Annotated in this window: 22 protein-coding genes; 14 read left to right on the top strand and 8 right to left on the bottom strand. The window is 73.0% G+C overall.

Going from position 1 to position 24,421, the window contains the following annotated elements:
* The first annotated feature begins 57 nt into the window (after nt 1-57).
* Together AB0C62_RS10830 and AB0C62_RS10825 are read left to right on the top strand one after the other, a co-directional pair.
* Nucleotides 58-2,610, top strand: a complete 2,553-nt coding sequence (locus AB0C62_RS10830) for a helicase C-terminal domain-containing protein (protein WP_362971672.1) — start codon at nt 58-60, stop codon at nt 2,608-2,610.
* Nucleotides 2,611-2,740: 130 nt separating this feature from the next.
* Nucleotides 2,741-4,390, top strand: a complete 1,650-nt coding sequence (locus AB0C62_RS10825; RefSeq protein WP_362971670.1) for a DNA repair helicase XPB — start codon at nt 2,741-2,743, stop codon at nt 4,388-4,390.
* A gap of 61 nt (nt 4,391-4,451) precedes the next feature.
* Here the strand turns inward: AB0C62_RS10825 and AB0C62_RS10820 are convergent, their stop codons facing one another.
* Nucleotides 4,452-4,646: a hypothetical protein gene (locus AB0C62_RS10820; RefSeq protein ID WP_362971668.1), complete on the bottom strand. Its 195-nt coding sequence runs from the start codon at nt 4,644-4,646 to the stop codon at nt 4,452-4,454.
* 489 nt (nt 4,647-5,135) lie between these two features.
* Between AB0C62_RS10820 and AB0C62_RS10815 the strand changes: the two genes are divergently transcribed.
* Entirely contained in the window at nt 5,136-6,710 is a 1,575-nt protein-coding gene (locus AB0C62_RS10815; protein WP_362971666.1) for an APC family permease, read from the top strand.
* 264 nt (nt 6,711-6,974) lie between these two features.
* Nucleotides 6,975-9,062 (top strand): AAA family ATPase, encoded by a 2,088-nt coding sequence (locus AB0C62_RS10810; RefSeq protein WP_362971664.1) that lies wholly within the window; start codon nt 6,975-6,977, stop codon nt 9,060-9,062.
* Nucleotides 9,063-9,142: 80 nt separating this feature from the next.
* Here the strand turns inward: AB0C62_RS10810 and AB0C62_RS10805 are convergent, their stop codons facing one another.
* Together AB0C62_RS10805 and AB0C62_RS10800 are read right to left on the bottom strand one after the other, a co-directional pair.
* Nucleotides 9,143-9,865 carry a copper homeostasis protein CutC gene (locus tag AB0C62_RS10805; protein WP_362971662.1) on the bottom strand — a complete coding sequence of 241 codons (723 nt, stop codon included), beginning with the start codon at nt 9,863-9,865 and terminating at the stop codon, nt 9,143-9,145.
* Nucleotides 9,866-10,033: 168 nt separating this feature from the next.
* Nucleotides 10,034-10,711 (bottom strand): maleylpyruvate isomerase family mycothiol-dependent enzyme, encoded by a 678-nt coding sequence (locus tag AB0C62_RS10800; RefSeq protein ID WP_362971660.1) that lies wholly within the window; start codon nt 10,709-10,711, stop codon nt 10,034-10,036.
* Between the two features lie 48 nt (nt 10,712-10,759).
* Between AB0C62_RS10800 and AB0C62_RS10795 the strand changes: the two genes are divergently transcribed.
* The 3 genes from AB0C62_RS10795 to AB0C62_RS10785 all read left to right on the top strand — a co-directional run bounded on the left by AB0C62_RS10795 (nt 10,760) and on the right by AB0C62_RS10785 (nt 13,944).
* Complete coding sequence (locus AB0C62_RS10795) at nt 10,760-11,470, top strand: hypothetical protein (RefSeq protein ID WP_362971658.1); 711 nt, start codon at nt 10,760-10,762, stop codon at nt 11,468-11,470.
* Nucleotides 11,471-11,611: 141 nt separating this feature from the next.
* On the top strand, nt 11,612-12,820 hold the full coding sequence (locus AB0C62_RS10790) for a Cmx/CmrA family chloramphenicol efflux MFS transporter (protein WP_362971868.1): 1,209 nt from the start codon (nt 11,612-11,614) through the stop codon (nt 12,818-12,820).
* Nucleotides 12,821-12,840: 20 nt separating this feature from the next.
* Nucleotides 12,841-13,944 (top strand): GNAT family N-acetyltransferase, encoded by a 1,104-nt coding sequence (locus tag AB0C62_RS10785; RefSeq protein ID WP_362971656.1) that lies wholly within the window; start codon nt 12,841-12,843, stop codon nt 13,942-13,944.
* Nucleotides 13,945-14,013: 69 nt separating this feature from the next.
* Here the strand turns inward: AB0C62_RS10785 and AB0C62_RS10780 are convergent, their stop codons facing one another.
* Nucleotides 14,014-14,280, bottom strand: coding sequence for a DUF4031 domain-containing protein (locus AB0C62_RS10780; RefSeq protein ID WP_362971654.1), 267 nt, complete (start codon nt 14,278-14,280; stop codon nt 14,014-14,016).
* The gene (locus tag AB0C62_RS10775; RefSeq protein WP_362971652.1) at nt 14,277-14,672 is read right to left on the bottom strand and encodes a hypothetical protein; all 396 of its coding nucleotides are present in this window, start codon (nt 14,670-14,672) and stop codon (nt 14,277-14,279) included. Before AB0C62_RS10775 ends, AB0C62_RS10780 begins: the two co-directional genes overlap by 4 nt.
* A 57-nt stretch (nt 14,673-14,729) precedes the next feature.
* Between AB0C62_RS10775 and AB0C62_RS10770 the strand changes: the two genes are divergently transcribed.
* The 4 genes from AB0C62_RS10770 (at nt 14,730) to AB0C62_RS10755 (ending at nt 18,784) form a co-directional block, all read left to right on the top strand.
* Entirely contained in the window at nt 14,730-15,650 is a 921-nt protein-coding gene (locus tag AB0C62_RS10770; RefSeq protein ID WP_164372099.1) for a MurR/RpiR family transcriptional regulator, read from the top strand.
* Between the two features lie 159 nt (nt 15,651-15,809).
* Nucleotides 15,810-16,745: an N-acetylmuramic acid 6-phosphate etherase gene (gene murQ / locus AB0C62_RS10765; protein WP_362971650.1), complete on the top strand. Its 936-nt coding sequence runs from the start codon at nt 15,810-15,812 to the stop codon at nt 16,743-16,745.
* A 16-nt stretch (nt 16,746-16,761) separates the two neighbouring features.
* Nucleotides 16,762-18,162 (top strand): PTS transporter subunit EIIC, encoded by a 1,401-nt coding sequence (locus AB0C62_RS10760; RefSeq protein ID WP_362971648.1) that lies wholly within the window; start codon nt 16,762-16,764, stop codon nt 18,160-18,162.
* Nucleotides 18,163-18,196: 34 nt separating this feature from the next.
* On the top strand, nt 18,197-18,784 hold the full coding sequence (locus tag AB0C62_RS10755) for a hypothetical protein (RefSeq protein WP_081217923.1): 588 nt from the start codon (nt 18,197-18,199) through the stop codon (nt 18,782-18,784).
* Between the two features lie 54 nt (nt 18,785-18,838).
* On the opposite strand, the gene AB0C62_RS10750 is transcribed toward AB0C62_RS10755, so the two are convergent.
* Together AB0C62_RS10750 and AB0C62_RS10745 are read right to left on the bottom strand one after the other, a co-directional pair.
* Nucleotides 18,839-19,039 carry a hypothetical protein gene (locus tag AB0C62_RS10750; RefSeq protein ID WP_362971882.1) on the bottom strand — a complete coding sequence of 67 codons (201 nt, stop codon included), beginning with the start codon at nt 19,037-19,039 and terminating at the stop codon, nt 18,839-18,841.
* Nucleotides 19,036-19,275 carry a hypothetical protein gene (locus tag AB0C62_RS10745; RefSeq protein WP_267051151.1) on the bottom strand — a complete coding sequence of 80 codons (240 nt, stop codon included), beginning with the start codon at nt 19,273-19,275 and terminating at the stop codon, nt 19,036-19,038. Before AB0C62_RS10745 ends, AB0C62_RS10750 begins: the two co-directional genes overlap by 4 nt.
* Nucleotides 19,276-19,390: 115 nt before the next feature.
* On the opposite strand from AB0C62_RS10745, the gene AB0C62_RS10740 reads away from it, so the two are divergent.
* Together AB0C62_RS10740 and AB0C62_RS10735 are read left to right on the top strand one after the other, a co-directional pair.
* Entirely contained in the window at nt 19,391-20,230 is an 840-nt protein-coding gene (locus AB0C62_RS10740; protein WP_362971646.1) for a helix-turn-helix transcriptional regulator, read from the top strand.
* Nucleotides 20,214-20,420: a DUF397 domain-containing protein gene (locus tag AB0C62_RS10735; RefSeq protein WP_362971644.1), complete on the top strand. Its 207-nt coding sequence runs from the start codon at nt 20,214-20,216 to the stop codon at nt 20,418-20,420. Before AB0C62_RS10740 ends, AB0C62_RS10735 begins: the two co-directional genes overlap by 17 nt.
* 70 nt (nt 20,421-20,490) lie before the next feature.
* On the opposite strand, the gene AB0C62_RS10730 is transcribed toward AB0C62_RS10735, so the two are convergent.
* Entirely contained in the window at nt 20,491-21,609 is a 1,119-nt protein-coding gene (locus AB0C62_RS10730) for an NADH:flavin oxidoreductase (protein WP_362971642.1), read from the bottom strand.
* Nucleotides 21,610-21,909: 300 nt separating this feature from the next.
* Here AB0C62_RS10730 and AB0C62_RS10725 point away from each other — a divergent pair, with 300 nt between their 5' ends.
* Nucleotides 21,910-24,408, top strand: coding sequence for a phospholipase D-like domain-containing protein (locus AB0C62_RS10725; RefSeq protein ID WP_362971640.1), 2,499 nt, complete (start codon nt 21,910-21,912; stop codon nt 24,406-24,408).
* Nucleotides 24,409-24,421 lie beyond the last annotated feature (13 nt).

The following is a 24,421-nucleotide window of genomic DNA, read 5'->3' as shown; positions in this document are numbered from 1 at the left end:
TACGCGTCCAGCCGTGCGGCGGCCCTCGGGGACATGTCACCCGCTAACGTTGACAGGATGAGCCCCGAGACGACCGCCCCGCGGTCCCTGGCGGAAGCACTCCGGGCGCGGGACGACGCCTCGCTGTCCGCCTTGCTGCGTTCCCGTCCCGACCTGATCACGCCCGTCCCCACGGATCTCACCCAGCTCGCCACCCGGGCGGGCACCCGGGCGTCGGTGGTGCGCGCCCTGGAGCGGCTCGACCGGTTCGCGCTCCAGACGGCCGAGGCCCTGGCCGTGGCCCCGGAACCGGCCGCGTACGGGGAACTGCTCGGGCTGCTGGCGGGGGACGACGCGGAACCCGCGGTGACGGCCGCCTTCCCGCACGCCCTCGGGACGCTCCGCGAGCAGGCGCTGGTCTGGGGGCCCGACGACCGGCTGCGGCTCGTGCGGACGGCCCGCGAGCTGCTCGCGCCGTCGCCGCAGCATCCTTCTCCCACGGGGCTCGGTCCCACGGTCGCCGAGGCCACCACGGGCATGTCGCCGGGCCGTATCCAGGAGATCGTGGCCGCGGCGGGGCTCGCGACGACGCACGACTCGGTGTCGGCGGTGGCGTCGCTCGGCGACCTGTTCGGCGACCGGGGGCGGATGTCGGCGCTGCTCGACGAGGCGCCCGCCGATGCGGTGGAGGTGCTGTCGCGGCTGGTGTGGGGGCCGCCCTACGGGCAGGTGACGGCGGAACCGGCGGCGCATCTGCGGTGGCTGATCGACCGGGGGCTGCTGCTGCCGACGGCGCCCGGCACGGTCGTCCTGCCGCGCGAGGTGGCCCTGCATCTGCGGGCGGGCCGAGCGCACCGCGTGACGGAGCCGGTGGCGCCCGCGGTCGAGGCCGCGACGACGCACCGTCCACAGGTTGTGGACGCCGCCGCGGCCGGTCAGGCGTACACGACGCTGGCGACGGTCGAGGAGCTGTTGAAGGACTGGCACGAGGGCGGTCCCGCCGTGCTGCGCGCGGGCGGCCTGAGCGTGCGGGACCTGAAGCGGACGGCGGTGGCGCTCGACGTCTCCGAGCCCGTCGCCGCGTTCTGGGTGGAACTCGCGCACGCGGCGGGCCTGGTGGCGTCCGACGGCGAGGCCGACGAGCGGTACGCGGCGACACCGGCCTACGACGAGTGGCTGGAGCTGCCCGCCGCCCAGCGCTGGGCGCGGCTCGCCTCGGCGTGGCTGGCGGCGACCCGTACGGCGGGGCTGGTCGGCGGACGGGACGCGAAGGACCGGACGCTCTCGGCGCTCGGCCCGAACCTCGACCGTTCGGCGGCGCCCGAGGTCCGCCATCGCGTTCTCGCGCTCCTCGGCACCCTGCCCGAGGGCTCCTCGCCCGCCCCGGACTCCCTGCTCGCCCGGCTGTACTGGGAGCGCCCGCCGCGCGGTGCCCGGACCCCCACGGACGACCTGCGGACCCGGCTGGCCCGGTGGACCCTGTCCGAGGCGGAGTTGCTCGGGGTGACCGGCCGGGGCGCGCTGTCCGCGCAGGGGCGGGCGCTGCTGGGCCTTCCGTCGTCGCCCGCCGTACCGAAGGCGGAGGCGTCGGGGCCGGGAGCCAAGCTGCCCGCGCACAAGCGGCACCATCCGGCGGACCGTGTCGTGGCCGGTGCCGTGCCGCGCTCCCCCGCCGAGCGGGCCGCCGCGGTGGAGCGGGCGGCCCGGCTGGTCGCGCCGCTGCTCCCCGAGCCGCTCGACCACGTGCTGCTCCAGGCGGACCTGACGGCGGTCGCGCCCGGCCCGCTGCAGCGTCCGCTGGCCGACACGCTCGGGGTGCTGGCGGACGTCGAGTCCAAGGGCGGCGCGACGGTCTACCGCTTCACCCCCGGCTCCGTACGCCGGGCCCTGGACGCCGGGCGTTCGGCCTCCGACCTGCACGCCTTCCTCGCCGCCCACTCCCGTACGCCCGTTCCGCAGCCGCTGGCCTACCTGATCGACGACGTGGCGCGCCGACACGGGCACCTGCGGATCGGGGCGGCGTCGGCCTACGTCCGCTGCGACGACGACGCCATGCTCAGCGAGATCCTCGCCGACAAGCGGTCGCAGGGGTTCAGGCTGCGCCGGCTCGCGCCCACGGTGCTGGCCGCGCAGGCCGACCCGGCGGCGCTCCTGGAGGGACTGCGGTCGATGGGCTTCGCACCGGCCGCGGAGTCCGCCGAGGGCGACGTGCTGATCACCCGGGCGCACGCCCACCGCACGCCGCCGCGCAGCGCACCCGAGCCGGTCCCGGACGGCCCGCCGGTGCCCGACGCGACGCTCCTCGGCGCGGCGGTCCGTGCCATCCGGGCCGGGGACCTCGCCTCGACGGCCCCGCGCAAGGAGGACCCGGCCGGCGGCGGCCCGGCGAGCGGCGAGCTGCCCCGCACCAGCTCCGCCGAGACCCTCGCCACCGTGCAGGCCGCCGTCCTCACCGGTGAGGCCCTGTGGATCGGCTACGTCAACGCCGAGGGCTCCGCCAGCCAGCGCGTCATCGCCCCCATCCGCGTCGAAGGCGGCTTCGTCACCGCGTACGACCACACGGCCGACGAGGTCCGCACCTACCCGCTGCACCGGGTGACGGGAGTGGCCGAACTCGACGACCAGCCGTGAGGACGCCGGTCGTGGCCCGGGCCGGTTTTGGGGCCGGGCCGACGACCAGCCGTGATCACCCCCCGGTAAGGCACACTGGACGTTTGGCCGAGCATCCGCGCCGGGTGCCGCCACGCAGAAAGGGACGGGTGTGAACGGACCCCTCATCGTCCAGTCCGACAAGACGCTCCTGCTCGAAGTGGATCACGAGCTGGCCGACGCCTGCCGTCGTGTGATCGCCCCCTTCGCCGAGCTGGAGCGGGCTCCCGAGCACATCCACACCTATCGCGTCACCCCCCTCGGGCTGTGGAACGCGCGGGCCGCCGGGCACGACGCCGAGCAGGTCGTGGACGCGCTCGTCGAGTTCAGCCGGTATCCGGTCCCGCACGCCCTGCTCGTGGACATCGCCGAGACGATGGACCGCTACGGCCGGCTCACCCTCAGCAAGCACCCCGCGCACGGTCTCGTCCTGACCACCACCGACCGGCCCGTCCTCGAAGAGGTGCTGCGCTCCAAGCGCGTCGCGCCGCTCGTCGGCCGGCGGATCGACGCCGACACCGTCGCCGTGCACCCCTCCGAGCGCGGGCAGATCAAGCAGACGCTGCTGAAGCTCGGCTGGCCGGCCGAGGACCTCGCCGGGTACGTCGACGGCGAGGCCCACGCCATCGACCTCGCGGAGGACGGCTGGGCGCTGCGGCCCTACCAGAAGCAGGCCGTGGAGAACTTCTGGCACGGCGGCTCCGGTGTCGTCGTCCTGCCCTGCGGCGCGGGCAAGACGCTGGTCGGGGCCGGTGCCATGGCGCAGGCCAAGGCCACCACGCTCATCCTCGTCACCAACACCGTCTCCGCCCGGCAGTGGAAGCACGAGCTGGTGAAGCGGACGTCGCTGACCGAGGAGGAGATCGGCGAGTACAGCGGTACGCGCAAGGAGATCCGCCCGGTCACCATCGCCACCTACCAGGTGCTGACGACCCGGCGGAAGGGCGTCTACCCGCACCTCGAACTCTTCGACTCCCGCGACTGGGGACTCATCGTCTACGACGAGGTCCACCTGCTGCCCGCGCCCGTCTTCAAGTTCACCGCCGACCTCCAGGCCCGGCGCCGGCTGGGACTGACCGCGACCCTCGTCCGGGAGGACGGCCGCGAGTCCGACGTCTTCTCCCTCATCGGCCCCAAGCGGTTCGACGCGCCGTGGAAGGAGATCGAGGCGCAGGGCTACATCGCGCCCGCCGACTGTGTCGAGGTGCGGGTGAACCTCACGGACGCGGAACGGATCGCGTACGCGACGGCCGAGACGGAGGAGAAGTACCGCTTCTGCGCCACCACGGCGACCAAGCGCAAGGTGACGGAGGCGCTGGTCCGGAAGTTCGCGGGCCAGCAGATCCTGGTGATCGGCCAGTACATCGACCAGCTCGACGAGCTGGGTGAGCACCTGAACGCGCCCGTCATCAAGGGCGAGACCAGCAACGCGCAGCGGGAGAAGCTGTTCGACGCGTTCCGTCAGGGCGAGATCAGCGTGCTCGTGGTGTCCAAGGTCGCGAACTTCTCCATCGACCTGCCGGAGGCCACGGTCGCCATCCAGGTGTCGGGCACCTTCGGGTCCCGTCAGGAGGAGGCCCAGCGCCTCGGCCGGGTCCTGCGGCCGAAGGCCGACGGCCACCAGGCCCACTTCTACTCGGTGGTCGCCCGGGACACCATCGACCAGGACTTCGCCGCGCACCGCCAGCGCTTCCTGGCCGAGCAGGGATACGCGTACCGGATCATGGACGCCGACGACCTGCTGACCGACAGCGGAAACTGACGGCGGGCGCCCGCGCCCCGGCGGTCACCGGGCGGGGCACGGTCGGGCGGCGTACGGCGGGTCAGCGGCGGCGGACGCCGGCTTCCTCGCCGTACTCGCCGAGCAGGACGACGTCGAACGCGGCGCCCGCGAAGACCTTCACGGCTCGCAGGGCGTCGCCGAGGCGGTGTCGGTGGTGGGCGGAGGTGACGGCCGTCGCCCCGCGGGAGGCGGCGCCGGGACGGGCAGGGCCTGGGGTGAAAGTGGCTGCACTCATACCTCCATGGTGCGACCCCGGTCCTCGAACGGCGTCGGTCTTCCGACCGAACCTGGGCGTCCCCGGGTCCCCCTCCGGTCCCGCCGTCCTACCCCTCGCGGCGGACCCGGCCCCCTAGGGGACTCCGCGCCCCGCCGTCCGCCGGCACGGCGGCGGGAGCGACACGGGGAGCGGCACCGGACACGGCAGCGCGGGCGACATCCTGCCTAGCCGTGAGGGCAGGAACCCGACGGGCTGCTGATGGGGGTCACCGCCGGGAGCAGGCAGGATGCGGTCCGGAACATCGTCCGGGAACGCGCGAAGCGCCCCGCACCGCCGGGAACACACCGGCACCGACAAGGAGTGAGAACGCCCGCCGCGGCCCGCACACCGGACCCCGTACGGGTGCCGGCGCCGAGGCGGCCGGCCCCGAGCCGGACCGACGCGACCGCTACGGCACCCAGCCCCGACAGCCGGAGCCGGTCCCGCTGAGCACGTCAGGTGACCTTCATGCCCAACCCCTCGTCCGCGCCCCACGCCGCCGCGACTGCCGCCCCCGTCCACCCCGGTGGCTTCCGGGCGTCCCCCAGACAGGTCCGGCTGATGCCGCTGATCGCGCTGATCTTCTTCAGCGTCTCCGGCGGCGCGTACGGCATCGAGAGTCTCTTCTCCTCGTCGGGGCCCGGCATGGGGTTGCTGCTGATCCTCGTCGCGCCGATCGTCTACGGGCTGCCGCACTCGCTCGTGGTGGCCGAGCTGGGCACCGCGATACCGGTCGAAGGCGGCTTCTACCACTGGGTCAAACGCGGGCTCGGCAATTTCTGGGGCTTCCAGTCGGCCCTGCTGACCTGGCTCTGCTCCTTCGTCGACATGGCCCTCTTCCCCCTGCTGTTCGCGAACTACCTCCAGTCGATGGTCTCGGCGGTCGCCCCCGGCAAGCACGTGCTGTTCGCGGTGGGTTCCCTGGAGATCGATCTCAACTGGCTGATCTGCGTGGGCGTCATCGTCGTCTTCACCCTCGTGAACCTCCTGGGCGCCGGATGGGTCGGCGAGTCCTCGCTGGTCTTCGGGGTGGTGTGCCTCACACCGATGCTCGTGCTGACGGGGATCGGCCTGTGGAAGCTGGTCAGCGACCCGTCCAACCCGGTCACCTCGCTCACCCTCGGCCATCAGCAGTCCACCGCTTCCGCGTTCGGCGCCGGGCTCTTCATCGTGATGTGGAACTACTGCGGCTGGGACCAGGTCTCCACGGTCGCCGGCGAGATGGAGAACCCCCGCCGTGACCTGCCGAAGGCCCTGTTCGCCTCGATCGGCCTGATCGTCGTCGCCTATCTGCTGCCGTGCCTGGCCGCGCTCACGGTGGGCCGGGACGGTGCGGCGGGCTGGGCGAACTGGGGCGACGGCTCCTTCGCCGAGGTCGGCAAGGTGCTCGGCGGCCCCTGGCTCCAGGCGGCGGTGACGATCGGCGGCATGTTCAGCGCGGTCGCCATGTTCTCCGCCCTGCTCGCCTCCAACAGCCGTCTCCCGCTGGTCCTCTCCCGCGACGGCTATCTGCCCGCCCGGCTGACCCACGAGTCGAAGCGCTTCAAGGCGCCGATCGCCTCCATCGTCGGCTCCTCCGCGATCTACGCCGTCTTCTGCCTCTCCAGCTTCGGCGACCTCGTCGTCGTCGACGTCTTCCTCACCAACGTCGTCATCCTGCTGGAGGTCGCCGCCCTCGTCGCCCTGCGGATCCGCGAACCCGGTCTGACCCGCCCGTACCGTGTGCCCGGCGGTTGGGCCGCCATCGCCGCGATCGTGGTGAGCCTGACCGCCGTCTGCGCCTTCGCGGCCTGGGCCCAGTACCAGGACTCCGGCACCCGGTCCGTCGTGTACGGCCTCGCCACGGTGGCGTTCAGCTTCGTCGTCTACCTCCCGCTGGAGCGGTGGCGTCGCGCCCGGATCCGCCGGGGCACGCTGCCCGACCTCGGTGCGCACAGCCCCGCCTACCTGGCCTGGCTCGCCGACGCCACGGACCGCGGACCCGGCGTCGAGGAACCCCTCGTCGCGCAGGCCGCCGTCGCCACGTCCGGAGTCACCCGGTAGAGGGACAGCGGGAGACCGCACCACCGGGCGGGAAGAGCGGAAAAGGACGGGCGCCGGAAGACCCATTGGCATCGGCATCCATCCCTCACCTAGAATCTCCGCTCTTGCCCGCCTCCCTTCGCGGAGTGCCGCCGTCCGGCCGGAAACCGGACGGCATCCGGAATCGCGCACGGATTCCGCAGAGATCCAGGACCCGAACCGCCTGGATCGTCTGGTCCGAGTCATCCGCATCACTCCCGCAGCAGGTCCCCGGAGGCAATTCCCGTGTCCACCCTGTCCGACGGTCCGTCCGGCGCGCCGTCCGAAGCCGGCGATCCCCTCTCCCGCGAACGTTCCCACCTCGGTCTGTCCCGTTCGGCGCTCCGCGCGATGCGCGAGGACGCCGAGAACCTCGACATCCGCGACGTCACCGCGAACTGGGTGAACGCGGAGGTCCTGCACCGGCAGATCGGGGAACGCATCAAGGCCCTCGCCGACCTCAGCCACACCCCGCTCTTCTTCGGGCGCCTCGACTACCTGCACGCGCCGGGCGCCGACCGGGCCGAGGGCGCGGAGGGCGAGCGGTTCTACATCGGGCGCCGGCACGTGCACGACGCCGAGGGCGACCCGATGGTCATCGACTGGCGCGCGCCGGTCTCACAGCCGTTCTACCGGGCCTCGAAGAAGGACCCGATGGACGTGGGGCTGCGCCGCCGCTTCGGCTACACCGGCGGCGACCTCACCGCCTACGAGGACGAGCACCTCTCCGACCCCGCCGAGGCGGCGGCCACCAGCAAGCTGCTCCAGCAGGAGATCGAGCGCCCGCGCGTCGGCCCGATGCGCGACATCGTGGCGACCATCCAGCCCGAGCAGGACGAGATCGTACGGTCCGGGCTGTCCGGCTCGGTCTGTGTGCAGGGCGGTCCCGGCACCGGGAAGACCGCCGTGGGCCTGCACCGGGTCGCGTACCTGCTGTACGCGCACCGGGACCGGCTGGCCCGCACCGGCACCCTGGTGATCGGGCCGAACAAGTCGTTCCTGCACTACATCGAGCAGGTGCTGCCCGCGCTCGGCGAGCTGGAGGTCCGGCAGGCGACCGTCGACGACCTCGTGGCGCATGTCGAGGTGCGGGGCAGCGACGACGCGCCGGCCGCGGTGATCAAGGGCGACGCGCGGATGGCGGAGGTGCTGCGGCGGGCCGTCCGCTCGCACGTGACGCTGCCGACCGAGCCGGTGATGGTCGTCCGGGGCTCCCGGCGCTGGCGCGTCGCGGCCTACGAACTGGAGGAGATCGTCCGTGAGTTGCTCGCCCGGGACATCCGGTACGGCGCCGCGCACGAGGCCCTTCCGCAGCGCATCGCGCACGCCGTGCTGGTCCAGATGGAGCGCTCCGGGGAGGCGCCGGACGACCGGGTGCAGGACGCCGTCGCCCGGAACCCCGCGGTGAAGGCGGCCGTCAAGGCGATCTGGCCGCAGGTCGACCCGGCCAAACTGGTGCTGCGGCTGCTGAGCGACGCGGACTTCCTCGCCGCGCACGCGGAGGGGCTGCTCGACGAGGCCGAGCAGAAGGAGATCCTCTGGGCGAAGCCGGTGCGCGGTGTGAAGTCGGCGAAGTGGTCGGCGGCCGACGCCGTGCTGATCGACGAGGCCACCGATCTGGTGCGGCGCACGCACTCGCTCGGGCACGTGGTGCTCGACGAGGCACAGGACCTCTCCCCGATGCAGTACCGCGCGGTGGGCCGGCGCTGCACGACGGGCTCGGCGACCGTGCTCGGCGACCTGGCGCAGGGGACCACCCCGTGGGCGACCCGCAGTTGGGCGGAGGCGCTCGGGCATCTGGGCAAGGGGGACGCCGTGGTGGAGGAGCTGACGGCGGGTTTCCGTGTCCCCACGGACGTCATCACGTACGCGTCCCGGCTGCTGCCGCACATCGCGCCCGGTCTCGCGCCGGTCGCCTCCGTGCGGGAGAACCCCGGCTTCTTCGAGGTCCGGGCGGCCACCGGGGACGGTGAAGTGATGGACGCGGTCGAGGAGTTGCTGAGCCGCGAGGGTTCGACCGGGCTGATCGCCGCGGACGCCCGGATCCCGGTGCTCGCGCAGGCGCTGGCCGCGGCCGGGCGGACGTATCTCGGCCCCGGCGAGGAGACGACGGCCGAGACCCGGCTGACCCTCGTGCCCGCCTCCCTCGCCAAGGGCCTGGAGTACGACTACGTGGTGCTCGACGAGCCGCAGGCCGTCGTCGACGGCGAACCGGACGAACGCACCGGCCTGCGCCGCCTGTACGTCTCCCTCACCCGAGCGGTGTCAGGCCTGATCGTGACGCACGCGACCCCGCTCCCGACAGAACTGGAATCCAGCCCCTCCGGCGTTTGAGGAGCGGAGGTCCCGGGGCAGCGCCGCCGGTACGGGAAGGGCAGGGGCGGAGGGGGTGAAGGACTCCCCCCGCCCCGGGGCTACGCGTGCAGCGCCGCCCGCGCGTCGACGGCGGCCCGCCACTCCCGGACGGCGACGGCGGAGACGGGCCCGGTCCAGCCCAACGGCCGCGCGGCGCCGCCGATGTGGAAGGCGTCGACCCCGGCGGCGAGCAACTGGGGAACATGGTCGAGCCGGAGCCCGCCCCCGACCATGATCCGCTGCTCGTACCCCGGTTCACCGCACCGCTCCGCCTCGGCGACAAGCACGGAGAGCCCGTCGTCGACACCGGACGCGGACCCGGCGGTCAGATACCCGTCGAGGCCCGCGAGGCCCGCGAGCTGCTTGCGCAGCGCGTCACGGTCCCCGGCGCGGTCGATCGCCCGGTGGAACGTCCAACGGCAGCCGTCGAGTTCGGCGACGACCCGCTCGACGGCGCCCAGGTCGGGACCCCCGTGCTGGTCCAGGAAGCCGAGCACGAACTCGTCGGCGCCCGCCGCCCGCAGCTCGCCCGCGGCCCGCACCAGCGCCTCGACACCCTGCTCGCCTCCCGAGGCGAAGCCGTCCGACAGGCGCAGCATCACGCGCAGCGAGATGTCGACGGAGGCACGGATCCCGGCGAAGGTCTCCACCGAGGGCGTCAGCCCGTCGGCGGCCATGTCGGTGACCAGCTCCAGCCGGTCGGCTCCGCCGTCCTGAGCGGCGACCGCGTCCTCCACGCCGAGGGCGATCACCTCCAGGAGTGCGCTCTTCCGCTCGCTCATCGGACCTCTTCCTTGGGCGGCTACAGGTCTAGTCCAATCCCAAGAGTACGCGCGCGGGCGCGGGGGCGCGAGAAGCCCCGGCCGGCCCGAGGGTTTTCCCCGTCCACCCGGGCCACGCCTGTCCCTCCCCCTGCGCCGCACCCGCGCGCCCCCACCCTCACCCGCCGCTCACCCGAACAGGTTCAGCTCCGGCTCCTTCGCCCCGACCAGCTCGTACGCGGCCGTATGCGGGACCGGGCGTCCGGCGTACAGCCGTACGAGTGTCGCGGCGTCGCCGATGTAGCGGGCCGGGGGCCGGTCGCCGGGGACGCCGCCCAGGCGCAGCGGGTCGTCGAGGTGGTCGAGGTCGGCGTGCAGCGGCAGGTGGTCCCGTTCCCGGCTGACCCGGGCGAGGAGGGTGAGGGCGTGCGGAAGTCCCGCGCCCTCGTACGCGCCCGGTTCGCCGAGGGCCTCCCGTACGTCCCCGGCGTGCACCCACTCTCCGAGCGCGACCGCGTCGAGGGCGCCGTCGGACCGGGCGATCGCCGTACCGGCCTCGGTCATCCCGCGCTCCAGCTCGTCGAGGACCCGGGCGGTCGGCCAGTCGCCGCGCTCGGCGATGTCGCGGTCGTTGGCCTCGGGGCTGAACACCCCCCGTTCGAAACGGCTCTCGACGACCCGGGTCAGCGCGGCCGAGCAGTGCGCCAGCACGTCCCGCACCGTCCAGGCCGGGCACCCCGCGGTCGGCAGCGCGAAGTCCCCCTCGGGCCTGGCCCGCAGCAGCGGGATCAGCGCGTCGCGCTCGGTGCTCAGCAGCAGGCCGGGCAGGTCCGGGTCCCGTACGTCGTGTGCGTCTCCAGGAATCATGGGTCCACCGTAGGAAGGGACGGGGCGCGGGGCGAGGAGAATGGCGGGATGACGGCAGAGAGCAACCGCAAGGCGGGCCACGAGAGTCCCCGGCATCCGGCCCGCGCGGATCTGGCGAGGCGCTGGGCGGAGACCGTACGGGCCGCCCGCGACGGCGTGGACGGTCCGGGACCCTCGCCGGAGCCCTACGCGGAGAACCTCCTGGACCGGTGGGCCGAGCCGCAGCGCAGGTACCACACCACGGACCACCTCCTCGCGGTCCTCGACCGCGTCGACGCACTGGAGGCGCACGGGGAGCGGTCCGCGGACCCGGCCGCGGTGCGCCTCGCGGCCTGGTTCCACGACGCCGTGTATCTGCCGGACCGCTCGGAGAACGAGGAGCGGTCGGCGCGGCTGGCCGAGCGCGCCCTGGCCGAGCTGGGCGTCGGCGCGGAGCGCACCGCCGAGGTCGCCCGGCTGGTCCGGCTCACCGTCTCGCACGACCCCGCCGACGGCGACAGCGACGGCGCCGTCCTGTGCGACGCCGACCTGGCGATCCTGGCCTCGCCGCCGGCCGCGTACGCCGCCTACGCCACGGCCGTCCGCGAGGAGTACGGCTTCGTCCCCGACGACGCCTTCCGGGCGGGCCGGGCGGCCGTACTGCGTCAACTCCTCGATCTGCCAAGGCTGTTCAGGACGCCGTACGGCGAGCGGGTGTGGTCCGGGCCCGCCCGGCGGAACCTCACGGACGAGCTGGCGACGCTGACGAAGGCGCCCTGACAACCGTTCCGCCATCCGGACCGTGCGGGAAACGGGTTCGACGGCGGGCACCGGAAGCCGTACGAAGGAGGCATGCCTCCGAGCCGCGGTTCCCTGAAGCCGGACATACCCGCCACCGGTCCCGCCGGTGCCCGCCCCCGTATGCCGCTGTCCGTCTACATCCTCGCCCTGTCCGTCTTCGCCCTCGGCACCAGCGAGTTCATGCTGTCCGGGCTGCTGCCGCCCGTCGCGGAGGACCTGGGCGTGACCATCCCGCAGGCCGGTCTGCTGATCTCGGCGTTCGCGATCGGCATGGTCGTCGGGGCGCCGCTGCTCGCCGTCGCGACCCTGCGGCTGCCGCGCCGGGCCACCCTGGTCGCGCTGATCGCCGTGTTCGGACTCGGGCAGGTCGCCGGCGCCCTCGCGCCCACGTACGCCGTGCTGTTCGCCTCCCGGGTGGTCAGCGCGCTGGCCTGCGCCGGTTTCTGGGCGGTCGGAGCGGCCGTCGCCGTCGCGATGGTGCCGGCGACCTCACGGGCCCGGGCGCTCGCCGTGATGATCGGTGGCCTGTCCGTCGCGAACGTCCTCGGCGTGCCCGCCGGGGCGTTCCTCGGCGAGGGGCTCGGCTGGCGCGCCGCGTTCTGGGCCGTCGGCGCCGCGTCCGCGATCGCGCTCGTCGGCATCGTGACCCTTGTGCCGCCCCTTCCCCGCCCGGCCGAACGGCCGCGGCTGACACGGGAGATGCGCATCTACCGCGACCGGCAGGTCTGGCTGTCCATCGGCACGATCGCGCTCGCCGCGGCCGGTGTCTTCTGCGCGTTCAGCTACCTCGCCCCGCTGCTCACCGATGTCGCCGGCCTCGACGACGGCTGGGTGCCGACCGTGCTGGCGCTGTTCGGGGTGGGCGCGCTCGTCGGGACGGCGATCGGCGGGCGGTTCGCCGACGCGTACCTGTTCCGGGTGCTGATCATCGGGATGGCGGCGGACACGGTCGTGCTCGTCGCGTTCGCCCTCCTCGGGCGGTACGCCGTCGCGGCGGTGCTGCTCTCCTTCCTCCTCGGCGTCGCCTGCTTCTGCACCGCCCCGGCCCTGAACGCGCGAATGTTCAACGTGGCCGCCGCCGCTCCCACGCTGGCCGCTGCCACCACCACGGCCGCCTTCAACCTGGGCAACACCGCGGGGCCCTGGCTCGGCGGGGCGGTCATCGACGCGGGGCTCGGCTACGGGGCGACCGCCTGGGCGGGCGCGGCCCTGACGACGGCGGCCATCGCCCTGGCCGTCGTCTCGCTGCGCCTTCAGCGTCGTACGCCGGGATCACGGATCGTCGGAAGCGGGGGCGCGACGGCCGATCCCGTGTGTTCCGAGGCGTGATCCGTCCTATCCTCGGCCGCATGGGAGACACGGGTGGGGACCAGGTGGAGGCAGCCGTCCGGGACTGTGCCGCGCTGCTGCGGCCGGCGGCCGGACTGGACTGGGACGTCAGGGCGGGAGGGCTGGAGTGGAGCTGCCGGCGGACCGCCGAGCACATCGCGAGTGATCTCGTCGCGTACGCCGGGCAGTTGGCGGGCCGGGCCACCAGGGCGTACGTGCCGTTCGAGATCACGCTGGACGACGGCACCGACAACGCGGGGGCCGTCGACGTGATCGAGGCGACCGGCGGGTTGCTCGCCGCCGCCGTGCGGACGACGCCGCGCGAGGTGCGGGCCTTCCACCCGTTCCCGTTCCGCAGCGCGAACCGCGAGGGCTTCGCCGCGATGGGTGTCGCGGAGGTCCTGCTGCACAGCCACGACATCGCCGAGGGGCTCGGCCTCGCCTACCGGCCGCCGGCCGAGCTGTGCACCTGGGTCCTGACCCGGATCTTCCCGCACGTCCGGCCCGAACCGGGCGCCCCCTGGAACACCCTCCTGTGGGCCACCGGACGGGCCGACCTGCCCGGCCGCGCCCCGGTCACCGACTGGCGCTGGCGCAACAACCTGGTGATCGACGCCGAGCGGCTCACGCTCCAGGGCGTCACCCCGGCGGCCGCCGCCGATCTCCGGGCGGGCGGCACCGGTGGCTTCGCGTGGATCGAGGGCGGCCCGTTCGAGGGCACCCGGGACGCCGCGGGCATGGTGGTGAAGGCGTACGAGGCGGGGACGCACCGGCCCGAGTGGGGCATGTTCGTGCTCGTGCGGCGCGAGGACGGGCAGGCCGTCGGGGGGATCGGCTTCCACGGCGTGCCCGACGAGGAGGGGCGTGCCGAGGTGGGCTACGACCTCGCGGAGACCGCGCGCGGCCGGGGTTACGCGACCGAGGCGCTGTGCGCCCTCGCGGAGCACGCTCTGGCCCGCGACGACGTGAAGCTCCTGTTCGCGGCCATCGAGCAGGACAACGCCCCCTCCCAGCGCGTGATCGCGCGGGCCGGGTTCACCCGGGTGAGCGAGGACGAGGAACGGGCGGCGTACGAACTGCACGACCTGGAGGCGTCGTTGCGGCTGTACGTCCGCGAGAGCTGAGCGTGCCGCTCCCTTCGCGGGAGCGGGACGCGGCGGGCGGCACGCCCCGCTGGAGCGGGCCGAGACCGGTCAGCCGGTCGGGTGCTTGCGCCGCCGCAGTCCCGCCCCGTGCAGCAGCCGCACCACCTCGCGGCTGCTGACCTCGACGGCCCCCGCGGCCACGGCGGCGGCGTAGCGGTGCGAGGGGATGTCGTAGTGGTCGCGCTCGAAGGCGCGGCGGGGGGCGCCCAGCGTCGCGGCGAAGGCGTGGAGTTCGTCGTAGGAGACGTCGCTGATCAGGTGGGACCACACCCGGCCGTGGCCCGGCCAGGTGGGCGGGTCGATGTAGACGGTCACGCGGGCGGGGCCGTGCCGGTCGCCGAACTGAGCGATCCCACCGGGGAGACCTTCACGCCGGCCTGGTGGCACACCCAGTGCGGGTCGGGTCCCAGCTCGGGCTCGACCTCCAGGGCGTGCGGGTCGCCGCTGCCGCAGACCGGGCAGAGCGGCCAGCGCCCGTGCCGCTCCAGGAGCGCGTCCTGCACGTCCTGGGCGACGAGCCCGGCGACGAATCCGGCGCCCTCCGGCCACTGCTCGACCCACCAGCGGCGCTGCACGACCGAGTCCTCGACGAGGGAGACGACGTCCGCCTGGGCGACCTGGCCCGCGATCAGGTCGGCGAGCACACGGGCACGGGCCGCGTGGAGCGCCTGTTCCAGGGGGCTGAGGGGGCTGTCGCTGGGGTCCATGCCCCCCATTGTGCGCACCCTTGACCGTATGCCCCAAAGGAAAATATCTTTCATCATGTGACCCAGAACGTGAAGGAAATTTTCGCGGGCGAGGCTCCTCCCGCCCCTGCCGCCCTCGCGGCCAAGGTGCGGACCCTCGCCCCCTCGATGACACGCTCCATGCAGCGGGTCGCCGAGGCCGTCGCCGGCGATCCGGCCGGCTGCGCGGCCCTCACGGTCACCGGGCTCGCCGAACTCACCGGCACCAGCGAGGCGACGGTCGTACGGACGGCCCGCCTCCTCGGATATCCGGGCTACCGGGACCTGCGCCTCGCGCTCGCCGGGCTCGCCGCCCAGCAGCAGTCGGGCCGGGCCCCCGCCGTCACCGCCGACATCGCGGTCGACGACCCCATCGCCGACGTCGTCGCGAAGCTCGCCTACGACGAGCAGCAGACCCTCGCCGACACCGCCGCCTCGCTCGATACGGTGCAGCTCGGCGCGGCCGTCGCCGCCATCGCGGCCGCCCGCCGCATCGACATCTACGGCGTCGGCGCCTCCGGCCTGGTCGCGCAGGACCTCTTCCAGAAGCTCATGCGGATCGGCCTGATAGCCAACGCGCACAGCGACCCGCACCTCGCGGTGACCAACGCGGTGCAGCTGCGCGCGAAGGACGTGGCGATCGCCATCACCCACTCCGGCTCGACCGGCGACGTCATCGAACCGCTCCGGGTCGCCTTCGAGCACGGGGCGACGACGATCGCGATCACCGGGCGTCCCGGCGGACCGGTCACGCAGTACGCCGACCACATCCTCACCACCTCCACCGCCCGCGAGAGCGAGCTGCGTCCTGCGGCCATGTCGTCGCGCACCAGCCAGCTCCTCGTGGTGGACTGCCTGTTCGTGGGGGTCGCCCAGCGCACCTACGAGACGGCGGCGCCCGCGCTGTCCGCCTCCTACGAGGCCCTGGCGCATCGCCATACTCCGCGCGGCGGCCGATAGCCGCCTCGCGGGACACAAAACCGGGGGACTTGATTCAGCAGGGAGACTGCGGTCCGTGGGCGGCCTGACGCCACCCGCGTGACGGTGCCGTACGTCGTCCCGGCCGCGCCCCTCTCCCGGGCGCGGTACGACACCTCACCGGAAAGAGCCGCTCCCGTCATGACCTCCATGTCCAACTACGGCGATCTTCGAGCAGAGTTGGAGACGCTGACCACCGAGGCGTTCCGCCCCGAACTGTCCGAGATCGACCGGCTGCCCACGCTGGAGATCGCCCGGCTGATGAACGGGGAGGACGCGACGGTGCCGACAGCCGTCGCCGCGCAGCTCCCCCTCATCGCCGCCGCGATCGACGGCATCGCGGAGCGCATGGCCCGCGGTGGGCGCCTCGTCTACGCCGGCGCCGGTACCGCGGGCCGCCTCGGCGTGCTCGACGCCTCCGAGTGCCCGCCCACCTTCAACACCGACCCCACCCGGGTCGTCGGCCTGATCGCGGGCGGCCCCACCGCCCTGTCCACCTCGATCGAGGGCGCCGAGGACTCCAAGGAGCTGGCCGCCGCCGACCTCGACGCGCTCGCGTTGACCGCCGACGACACGGTGGTCGGCGTCTCCGCCTCCGGCCGCACCCCCTACGCGGTGGGCGCGGTCGAGCACGCCCGCTCGCACGGCGCGCTGACGGTCGGCCTGTCGTGCAACGCGCACAGCCCGCTCGCGGCCGCCGCCGACCACGGCATCGAGGTGGTGGTGGGCCCCGAACTGCTCACCGGTTCCACCCGGCTGAAGTCCGGCACCGCCCAGAAGCTCGTGCTGAACATGTTGTCGACGATCACGATGATCCGGCTCGGCAAGACGTACGGGAATCTGATGGTCGACGTGCGGGCCTCGAACGAGAAGCTGCGGGCCCGCTCGCGGCGGATCGTCGCGCTCGCGACCGGCGCCTCGGACGAGGAGATCGAGCAGGCGCTCGCCGCCACCGACGGCGAGGTGAAGAACGCGATCCTGACGATCCTCGGCGAGGTGGACGGGCCGACCGCCGCCCGCCTTCTGGAGGAGAGCCAGGGCCATCTGCGTGCCGCGCTGGCGAAGGCGTCCGGCTGAGCAGCACGCTCGGGGAGTGCGTACACCGGACTCCACCACAGCCGCCGCGATCCTCCCCCTGGTGGGCGGCCCCGCGAACGTCCTCACCGTCGCCCACTGCATGACCCGGCTCCGGCTGGGTCTGCGGGACCGGGGCCTGGTCGACGAGGGCGCCCTGCGGGCGCTGCCCGCCGTCCTCGGCGTCGTCGCGGACGACGACAGCTACCAGATCGTGCTGGGCCCCGGCACGGTCGCCCGGGTGACCCCGGAGTTCGAGGCCCTGCTGACCCCCACGGCCGAGCGTCTCGCGCTGCGCGGCGCCGAGCTGAAGGCCGACCGGACCCGGCGCAACGCGACGCCCCTCAAGCGTCTCCTGCGCCGGGTCGCGGACATCTTCGTGCCGCTGATCCCGGCGCTGATCGGCTGCGGGGTGATCGCCGGCCTGAACGGCCTGCTGGTCAACCTCGGTGTGCTGACCGGCATCACGCCCGCCCTCGCCGCGATCGCCGGCGGCTTCATGGCGCTGATCGCCGTCTTCGTCGGCTACAACACCGCCAAGGAGTTCGGCGGGACCCCGATCCTGGGCGGCGCGGTGGCGGCGGTCGTCGTCTACGCGGGCGTCGCCAAGGTGACGGTGTTCGGCATGACCCTCGCCCCCGGCCAGGGCGGCGTCCTCGGGGCGCTGGCCGCCGCCCTCCTCGGCACGTACGTCGAGAAGTGGTGCCGCCGCTGGGTCCCGACGGCCCTGGACGTCCTCGTCACCCCGACCCTGACCGTGCTGCTGACCGGCCTGGTGACGCTGTACGCCCTGATGTACGCGGCCGGTGAGCTGTCGTCCGCCATCGGGACTGCCGCCGACTGGCTCCTCTCCACCACCGGCGCGTTCGCCGGCCTCGTCCTCGGCGCCCTGTTCCTGCCGCTGGTGATGCTCGGCCTGCACCAGGCCCTCATCCCCATCCACACCACGCTCATCGAGCAGCAGGGGTACACCGTGCTGCTGCCCGTCCTCGCCATGGCGGGCGCGGGCCAGGTGGGCGCCGCCCTCGCCGTGTACGTCCGGCTGCGCCACGACACCTCGCTGCGCACGACGATCCGCTCCGCGCTGCCCGCCGGTCTCCTCGGCGTCGGCGAGCCCCTCATCTACGGCGTCTCGCTCCCTCTCGGCCGCCCCTTCCTCACCGCCTGCGCGGGCGGAGCGGCGGGCGGCGCCTTCATCGGCTTCTTCTCGATGTTGGGCGACCGGGTCGGCTCGACCGCCATCGGCCCCTCGGGCTGGGCCCTGTTCCCGCTGCTGTCCGGCAACCGCGGGCTCGGTCTGACCGCGGCGATCTACGCGGGCGGCCTGCTGACCGGGTACGCCGTCGGCTTCGCGGCCACCTACTTCTTCGGCCTGGACGGCCGGACACGCGTCCCGAGCCCGGAACCGGCCGCCGCGTAGCCGTACTGTCGGCGGCGCGTGCGACGCTGGGACCATGAACCACGCACAGCTGACCGCCCTCGGGCGCGCCCTGCGGGTGCTCGGGGAGCACGGCGACGCCCTGAACGCCGACACCCCCGACGCCAAGCTGCACGAGGTCAAGGCGGACCTGAAGCGGGCCCTGGACCTGCTGGAGGAGACGGTGACGACGGCGGCGCCGACCACCCGCTGCTCGGAGCATCCGAACGGCCCGGTGGACGAGAGCGCCCCCGACCGCTGTCTGCTCTGCGAGACCCGCCGCCGCGCCGCCCGCCGCACCGAGGTCAACGACGCGTACACGCACGGCCGGACGCCCGCGCCGGACGAGATGCCCGAGCGTGCCATGTCCCGGTACGGGGTGCGGGGCGACCGCCCCCAGCCCCAGCAGCGCTGGCTCCCCGAGGTGTGGACCGGCCAGGAGTGGCACCTGTGCGGCACCCCGCGCCGCGACCGGCACGAGGCCGAGCGCTACCTCGCCGCCGAGCGCCGCACCCCCCGCCCCGGCATGGCCTACCGCCTCGTCCACGAGTTCACCGACTACGAGGTGCTCCGCATCTGGGGCACCCCGGTGAAGGTCGACATCGAGCCCATGGGCAACCTCTAGCGGTCGGGGGCGGCCCGGAATGGCTCCTCACCGGTGACCTCCCGGGCCGGTCCCTCACGGCAGCCGCGTCTCCGCGTTGAGCCGCCGCACCCGTGCCCGCAGCAGGTCCCCCGGCGACGGCTCCCCGAGGCACTCCGGCGGACAGTCCCACTCGCGCCCGCCGCCCGGCGGCCGCAGTCGGACGAGCCCGCCCTCGCGTCCCATCACCTGCCCGAGCCGGCCGTCCCGCTCGTCGACCGCGTACTCCTCCCTCACGCGCCGCCGCCCTCGCCCGCGCCGCCGCCGCACGCGCGCAGCACCGCCGTCAGCTTCTGCGCGGTGCCGACGTTGCAGCGGCCGAGCGCGACCAGGGCGAACGGCTCGTCGCTCGCCCCGGTCACCGGATCGACCCGCAGCGACGGCAGCACCACGCCGACGCCGGTCAGCGCCGCCTTCAGCTCCGCCACGATCTCCTCCGTCGGCCGTACCCGGGTACCCGGAGTCATCTCCATCGGACCGTTCCCTCCACGCTGAGTGTTCGCTTTCACCACCCAGCGTGGCCATCACCCCTCTAACCTGGCCAGAGTCTGCGTCTCAACAACCCCACCTGTGTGACAGGGAGTTGCCATGCCCGGACCGAAGGACCTCGACCCCTCCTCCTCACCCCGCGCGATGATCGGCGCGGAGTTGCGGTACGCCCGCGAGAACGCGGGGCTCTCCCAGGCGGAGCTGGGCGAACCCCTCTTCGTGAGCGGCTCGTTCATCGGCCAGCTGGAGGCCGGGACCCGCAGGCTGCACCTCGAATACGCGGTCCAGATAGACGAGATCCTCGCCACGAAGGGCTTCTTCGAGCGCAACTGCCGGGCCCTGGCCCGGTCCAAGTACCCCGATCACTTCGCGGAGGCGGCGGAGGCGGAAGCGGTTGCTTCGGCGATCAGGGAGTTCGCGCCCCTGCTGATTCCGGGGTTGTTGCAGACCGCCGCATATGCGCGAGCAGTGTTTCGCGGGGGCCGTCCGACCGCCACGGCGGAGGTGATCGACGAGCTCGTTTCAGCTCGTCTGGACCGAGCCCATGTACTCGACGATCCAACAACCCCGTTGTTGTGGGCGGTTCTGGACGAAGCCGTCCTACGCCGCGAAGTGGGCGGTGCTTCGGTCATGGCCGCTGCGCTGCGCCACGTCGCGGACCTCGCAAGAAGGCATCGAATCATCATCCAGGTACTGCCGTTCGGAGCCGGGGCGCACATGGCCATGGGCGGCTCCCTGAAACTGATGGCGTTCGAGGAGGCGCCCCCGCTCGCCTACCTGGAGGGTCTGGGAACTGGACGCCTGGAGGACTACCCCGTCACGGTCACCGCCCACGAGTTGACCTTCGACCTCCTCGTCGCCAGCGCGCTCTCGCCCTCGCAATCCCTGGCCCTGATCGAATCAGTGGCAGAGGATTACTCACATGAGGAACAGCCCTGAGTGCCCCTTGAGCAACATCACTTGGCACAAGTCCAGCTACAGCGATGCCAGCGGCGGCAACTGCCTCGAAGTCGCCGAAGGTCACCCCACCCTCGTCCCCGTGCGGGACTCCAAGAACCTCGGCCCCGTGATCGCCTTCGGCGCCTCCGCGTGGGCGGTGTTCGTCGGGCACGTCGGCGCCGACGGCTGACCGGAGCGGACAAAGAAAAAGAGGCGGCGCCCGCGTCACAGCGGGCGCCGCCCCTTCAGGCAGGCTCGGACTAGCTGAGCGTCTTCAGCGCGGCGGCGTCGTACGGCTTGAGCTCGTCGAAGCGGCCGGCCAGCACCTTGGCGGCCCACTCCGGGTCCTGGAGCAGCGCGCGGCCGATGGCGACGAGGTCGAACTCGTCGCGCTCCAGGCGGTCGAGGAGGTCGTCGATGCCGCGCACCGAGGAACCCTCGCCCTGGAAGGCCTTGAGGAACTCGCCGTCCAGGCCGACGGAGCCGACGCTGATGGCGGGCTTGCCGGTGATCTTCTTCGTCCAGCCGGCGAGGTTCAGCTCGGAGCCGTCGAACTCGGGCACCCAGTAGCGGCGGGTGGAGGCGTGGAAGGCGTCCACTCCGGCCGCGGCGAGCGGGGCGAGGATCGCCTCCAGCTCCTCCGGGGTCTCGGCGAGACGGGCGTCGTACGCCTGCTGCTTCCACTGCGAGTAGCGGAAGAGGACGGGGAACTCGGGCGAGACGGCGGCGCGGACCGCGGCGACGATCTCGGCGGAGAACTTGGTGCGGGCGACGGGGTCGCCGCCGTAGGCGTCGGTGCGGCGGTTGGTGCCGGCCCAGAAGAACTGGTCGAGCAGGTAACCGTGGGCGCCGTGCAGCTCGACGCCGTCGAAGCCGATGCGCTCGGCCTCGGCGGCGGCCTTGGCGAACGCCTCGATGACGTCGTCGAGGTCCTGCTGGGTCATGGCCTTGCCGGTGACCTCGGCGCCTTCGGAGGTGATGCCGGAGGGACCGACGGCGGGGGCGTCGGCGATGGGCGGCTCACCGGCCTTGCGGACCATGCCGATGTGCCAGAGCTGCGGGACGATCGTGCCGCCGGCGGCGTGCACGGCGTCGGCGACGTTCTTCCAGCCGGCGAGCTGGTCCTCGCCGTGGAAGCGCGGCACGCTGTCGCTCTGGCCGGCCGAGTCGTGGCCGACGTAGGTGCCCTCGGTGACGATGAGGCCGACGCCCGCCGCGGCGCGCCGCGCGTAGTAGCCGACGACGTCGTCGCCCGGTACGCCGCCCGGCGAGAACATCCGGGTCATCGGGGCCATCGCGATCCGGTTCGGAACGGTCAGACCGTTCAGGAACACGGGGCGGGCAAGGATGTCGGCGGCGCGGGACGCGGCGTCTGTCATGTGGGGGCTCCTCGGCGAGGTCGTCGGTAGCACGTCGGGCGGTCTGCGGGGCAGAGGATTCCACGCGGTATGTGCGCATGCATCGACTGCCCGTCAGCGTCAACCACGACATCCGGCACCACATTCCGGCGGGCCCGCACGGGCCCGTGTGATCCGGGCCACGCCCGAGGCCGGTCGGCCCACCCGGCAGCGGGCCGGGCGGCGGGGAGGGTCACGCGCCTCCGGCAGCGGGCGAAGAGGGGTCCGCGCCTGTCTATAGGGTGTGATCGATTCGAACAGGCCCCGAACAAAAGGAAACTGATGGGCAGACACATACGACGGACGGCCGCGCTCGCCGCGCCTCTGGCTCTCGGCGCGACCCTGTTAGCTCCGGCCACCGCCCAGGCGGAGACCGTGGTCTCCGGGAACTACACGTCGGTCTTCAACTATCCCAAGCCCACGACCTACGACTCCTCGATCAACGTCTCGGTCGGCGACCTGATCGACCTCGCGGCTCCCGGCTCGACCCTGTACATGGGCATGTACTGGTTCAACAGCGCGGACCTGCGGGCGAAGCTCACCGGCGCCCAGAGCCGCGGCGTCACGCTGCGCATCATCTCGGAGTCGGCCAACCGGCCCAGCAGCGACCTGGACAGCCTCGCGCTCACCGGCGGCTCCACCCTCACCTGGTGCTCCCGCGGGTGCCTGGGCAACGGCTCGGGCGACGCGAACGCGATCGACCACGACAAGTACCTCGTGCTCGACTCGCTGACCGACGGACGCAAGAACGTCGTCTGGCAGGCCTCGCAGAACCTCGCGGGCGGCCAGGACGGCGAGATCAACAACGCGGTCGTCGTGTCCGGCAACGCGACCCTGGCCTCCCGCTACCGCGCGCACTTCAACGACCAGGTCAAGCACGCCGGCGACAGCCTGCACACGACGTACGACTACACCACCGGCGACCCCGCCTCCCCGGTCGAGGCGTACTTCTCGCCGCGCAACACCGCCTCGGACGCCGCCCACTACGGCAACGCCGACATCCTGGCCTCGTTCATCGACCAGGTCGACTGCTCGATGGACGGGAGGATCCGGATCTCGGCCGCCGAACTCGACCAGCGGACCACCCGCCCGGCCGTCTACGACGCCCTGGCGACGAAGCGGTCCGAGGGATGCAGCGTCGACGCGAACGCCCGCGACCTCAGTGACGGCGGCGGCAACAAGGGCATCAACGACCTGACCGCCCTCGACATCGCGGCCTACGGCAACCGCCCCGGGGGCTGCCGCTACAAGACCTCGGCGGGCGCCTCCTGCAACCACGGCACCACTCACTCCAAGTACCTGCTGACGGAGTGGAAGAAGAGCGACGGCACCCAGGTCCAGCACGTGTACACGGGCTCCCACAACTGGACCGCGGGCTCGCTGAAGACGAACGACGAGACGATTCTGCGGATCGACGACGCGGGCACCTACCAGGCGTACGTCGCCAACTTCAACAAGGTGCGCGCGAGCGCGGTCGACCTCGACGCCACGAAGTACGGCTCGACGTCCCAGCACTACTCCCGGGTCAACGTGGGCACGAACGGCGACCAGCACTACAGCGCCGTCGCCTCCGGCGGCACCTCGTCCGTCTACACCGCGGTGGCCTACGAGCAGGGCGACCGGCACGACTCCTCGGACAGCGAGCTGGGCACCGACGTGTACCTGCGCCTGTACAAGGACGGGGTGCCGCTGTGGGACGAGAAGCTGCTGAGCAACGGCAACACCGGCACCGGCACGACCTGGTCGCACCAGAAGCCGGACGTCGGCGTGGACGACCAGGGCAACGCGATCGTCGTGTGGGCCAAGGACGACGACGGCAACAAGTACGCCGACATCGCGGTCCGCAAGGTGACCCCGGGCGGCACCGTCACCACGCTGCCGCGCCCGCACGCCTCCGGTGACGGGGACCAGCTGCGTCCGACGGTCGCGGTGGCCGGCGACGGCTCGTACAGCGTCGCCTGGGAGAGCACGGCCGACGGCTCGACCCTCAACCAGGTCTACGCGAGCAGCTGGTCCGCGACCGGCGCGCTGCGCTACCAGGACGTGCAGGTCAGCACGATCAACTCCGGTGTCGCCGGCTCGAACCGCCGGCCCGACGCGGCGATCGACGACGCCGGGAACACCGTGATCGCCTGGGAGGAGGACGCGGACGGCAACGGCGGCCTCAACATCGGTGTCGCCAAGCTGAACACCTCCGGCGGCTTCTCCGTGGCCCGCAAGGTGGGCAACTCCCTCGCCGACGGGCAGCAGACCAAGCCCGCGGTGGCCTCCACCGGTGACGGCCGGTTCGTCGTGGCCTGGACCGACGAGTACACCACCGGCACCGGCACGCTGGTGCGGCCGCAGCGGATCAACCAGCGCTTCTTCTCGGCGACCGGCACTCCCGCGGCGGCGGACCGGCGGACCGCCGAGGACGGCACCGACACCGGCCCCTACGTCGACGGCAAGCGGCCGGTCTCCGACCAGGCGGACGCCGATGTCGCGGTCGCCGACGACGGGACCTTCGTCGTCGCGTGGAAGGAGGCCTTCGACGTGATCGTCGGCAACCCGGCCACCCGGTACGCGGGCCAGGACGACGTGTGGGCCCGCGGCTTCAACGCCGACGGCACGACGACCGGCAGGCTCCCGGCCACCCGCATGAACGTGGTGACCGGCGGCGGCCAGGGCGGCCCGGCCGTGGCCATGGCCTTGAACGGCCGGCTCGCGCTGACGTACTCGGACGACTACGACGCCAACGGCTTCAACGAGATGCGGCTGCGCGACGCGTTCGGCAACTCCTGATCACCCCTCTCCC

This window comes from Streptomyces sp. NPDC048643, assembly GCF_040650615.1.
GTDB lineage: Bacteria > Actinomycetota > Actinomycetes > Streptomycetales > Streptomycetaceae > Streptomyces.
Note: the sequence above shows the minus strand (reverse complement) of the source record. Positions and strands in the feature narration are given on the sequence as shown.

What these genes read in the sequence shown, in the direction of transcription:
- AB0C62_RS10775 (WP_362971652.1), bottom strand. Translation starts at nt 14,672, where the DNA reads ATGGACCCCAGCGACAGCCCCCTCAGCCCCCTGGAACAGGCGCTCCAC.
- AB0C62_RS10800 (WP_362971660.1), bottom strand. Translation starts at nt 10,711, where the DNA reads ATGATTCCTGGAGACGCACACGACGTACGGGACCCGGACCTGCCCGGC.
- AB0C62_RS10815 (WP_362971666.1), top strand. Translation starts at nt 5,136, where the DNA reads ATGCCCAACCCCTCGTCCGCGCCCCACGCCGCCGCGACTGCCGCCCCC.
- AB0C62_RS10745 (WP_267051151.1), bottom strand. Translation starts at nt 19,275, where the DNA reads ATGGAGATGACTCCGGGTACCCGGGTACGGCCGACGGAGGAGATCGTG.
- AB0C62_RS10735 (WP_362971644.1), top strand. Translation starts at nt 20,214, where the DNA reads ATGAGGAACAGCCCTGAGTGCCCCTTGAGCAACATCACTTGGCACAAG.
- AB0C62_RS10785 (WP_362971656.1), top strand. Translation starts at nt 12,841, where the DNA reads ATGGGAGACACGGGTGGGGACCAGGTGGAGGCAGCCGTCCGGGACTGT.
- AB0C62_RS10830 (WP_362971672.1), top strand. Translation starts at nt 58, where the DNA reads ATGAGCCCCGAGACGACCGCCCCGCGGTCCCTGGCGGAAGCACTCCGG.
- murQ (WP_362971650.1), top strand. Translation starts at nt 15,810, where the DNA reads ATGACCTCCATGTCCAACTACGGCGATCTTCGAGCAGAGTTGGAGACG.
- AB0C62_RS10805 (WP_362971662.1), bottom strand. Translation starts at nt 9,865, where the DNA reads ATGAGCGAGCGGAAGAGCGCACTCCTGGAGGTGATCGCCCTCGGCGTG.
- AB0C62_RS10820 (WP_362971668.1), bottom strand. Translation starts at nt 4,646, where the DNA reads ATGAGTGCAGCCACTTTCACCCCAGGCCCTGCCCGTCCCGGCGCCGCC.
- AB0C62_RS10725 (WP_362971640.1), top strand. Translation starts at nt 21,910, where the DNA reads ATGGGCAGACACATACGACGGACGGCCGCGCTCGCCGCGCCTCTGGCT.
- AB0C62_RS10730 (WP_362971642.1), bottom strand. Translation starts at nt 21,609, where the DNA reads ATGACAGACGCCGCGTCCCGCGCCGCCGACATCCTTGCCCGCCCCGTG.
- AB0C62_RS10755 (WP_081217923.1), top strand. Translation starts at nt 18,197, where the DNA reads ATGAACCACGCACAGCTGACCGCCCTCGGGCGCGCCCTGCGGGTGCTC.
- AB0C62_RS10790 (WP_362971868.1), top strand. Translation starts at nt 11,612, where the DNA reads ATGCCGCTGTCCGTCTACATCCTCGCCCTGTCCGTCTTCGCCCTCGGC.
- AB0C62_RS10740 (WP_362971646.1), top strand. Translation starts at nt 19,391, where the DNA reads ATGCCCGGACCGAAGGACCTCGACCCCTCCTCCTCACCCCGCGCGATG.
- AB0C62_RS10795 (WP_362971658.1), top strand. Translation starts at nt 10,760, where the DNA reads ATGACGGCAGAGAGCAACCGCAAGGCGGGCCACGAGAGTCCCCGGCAT.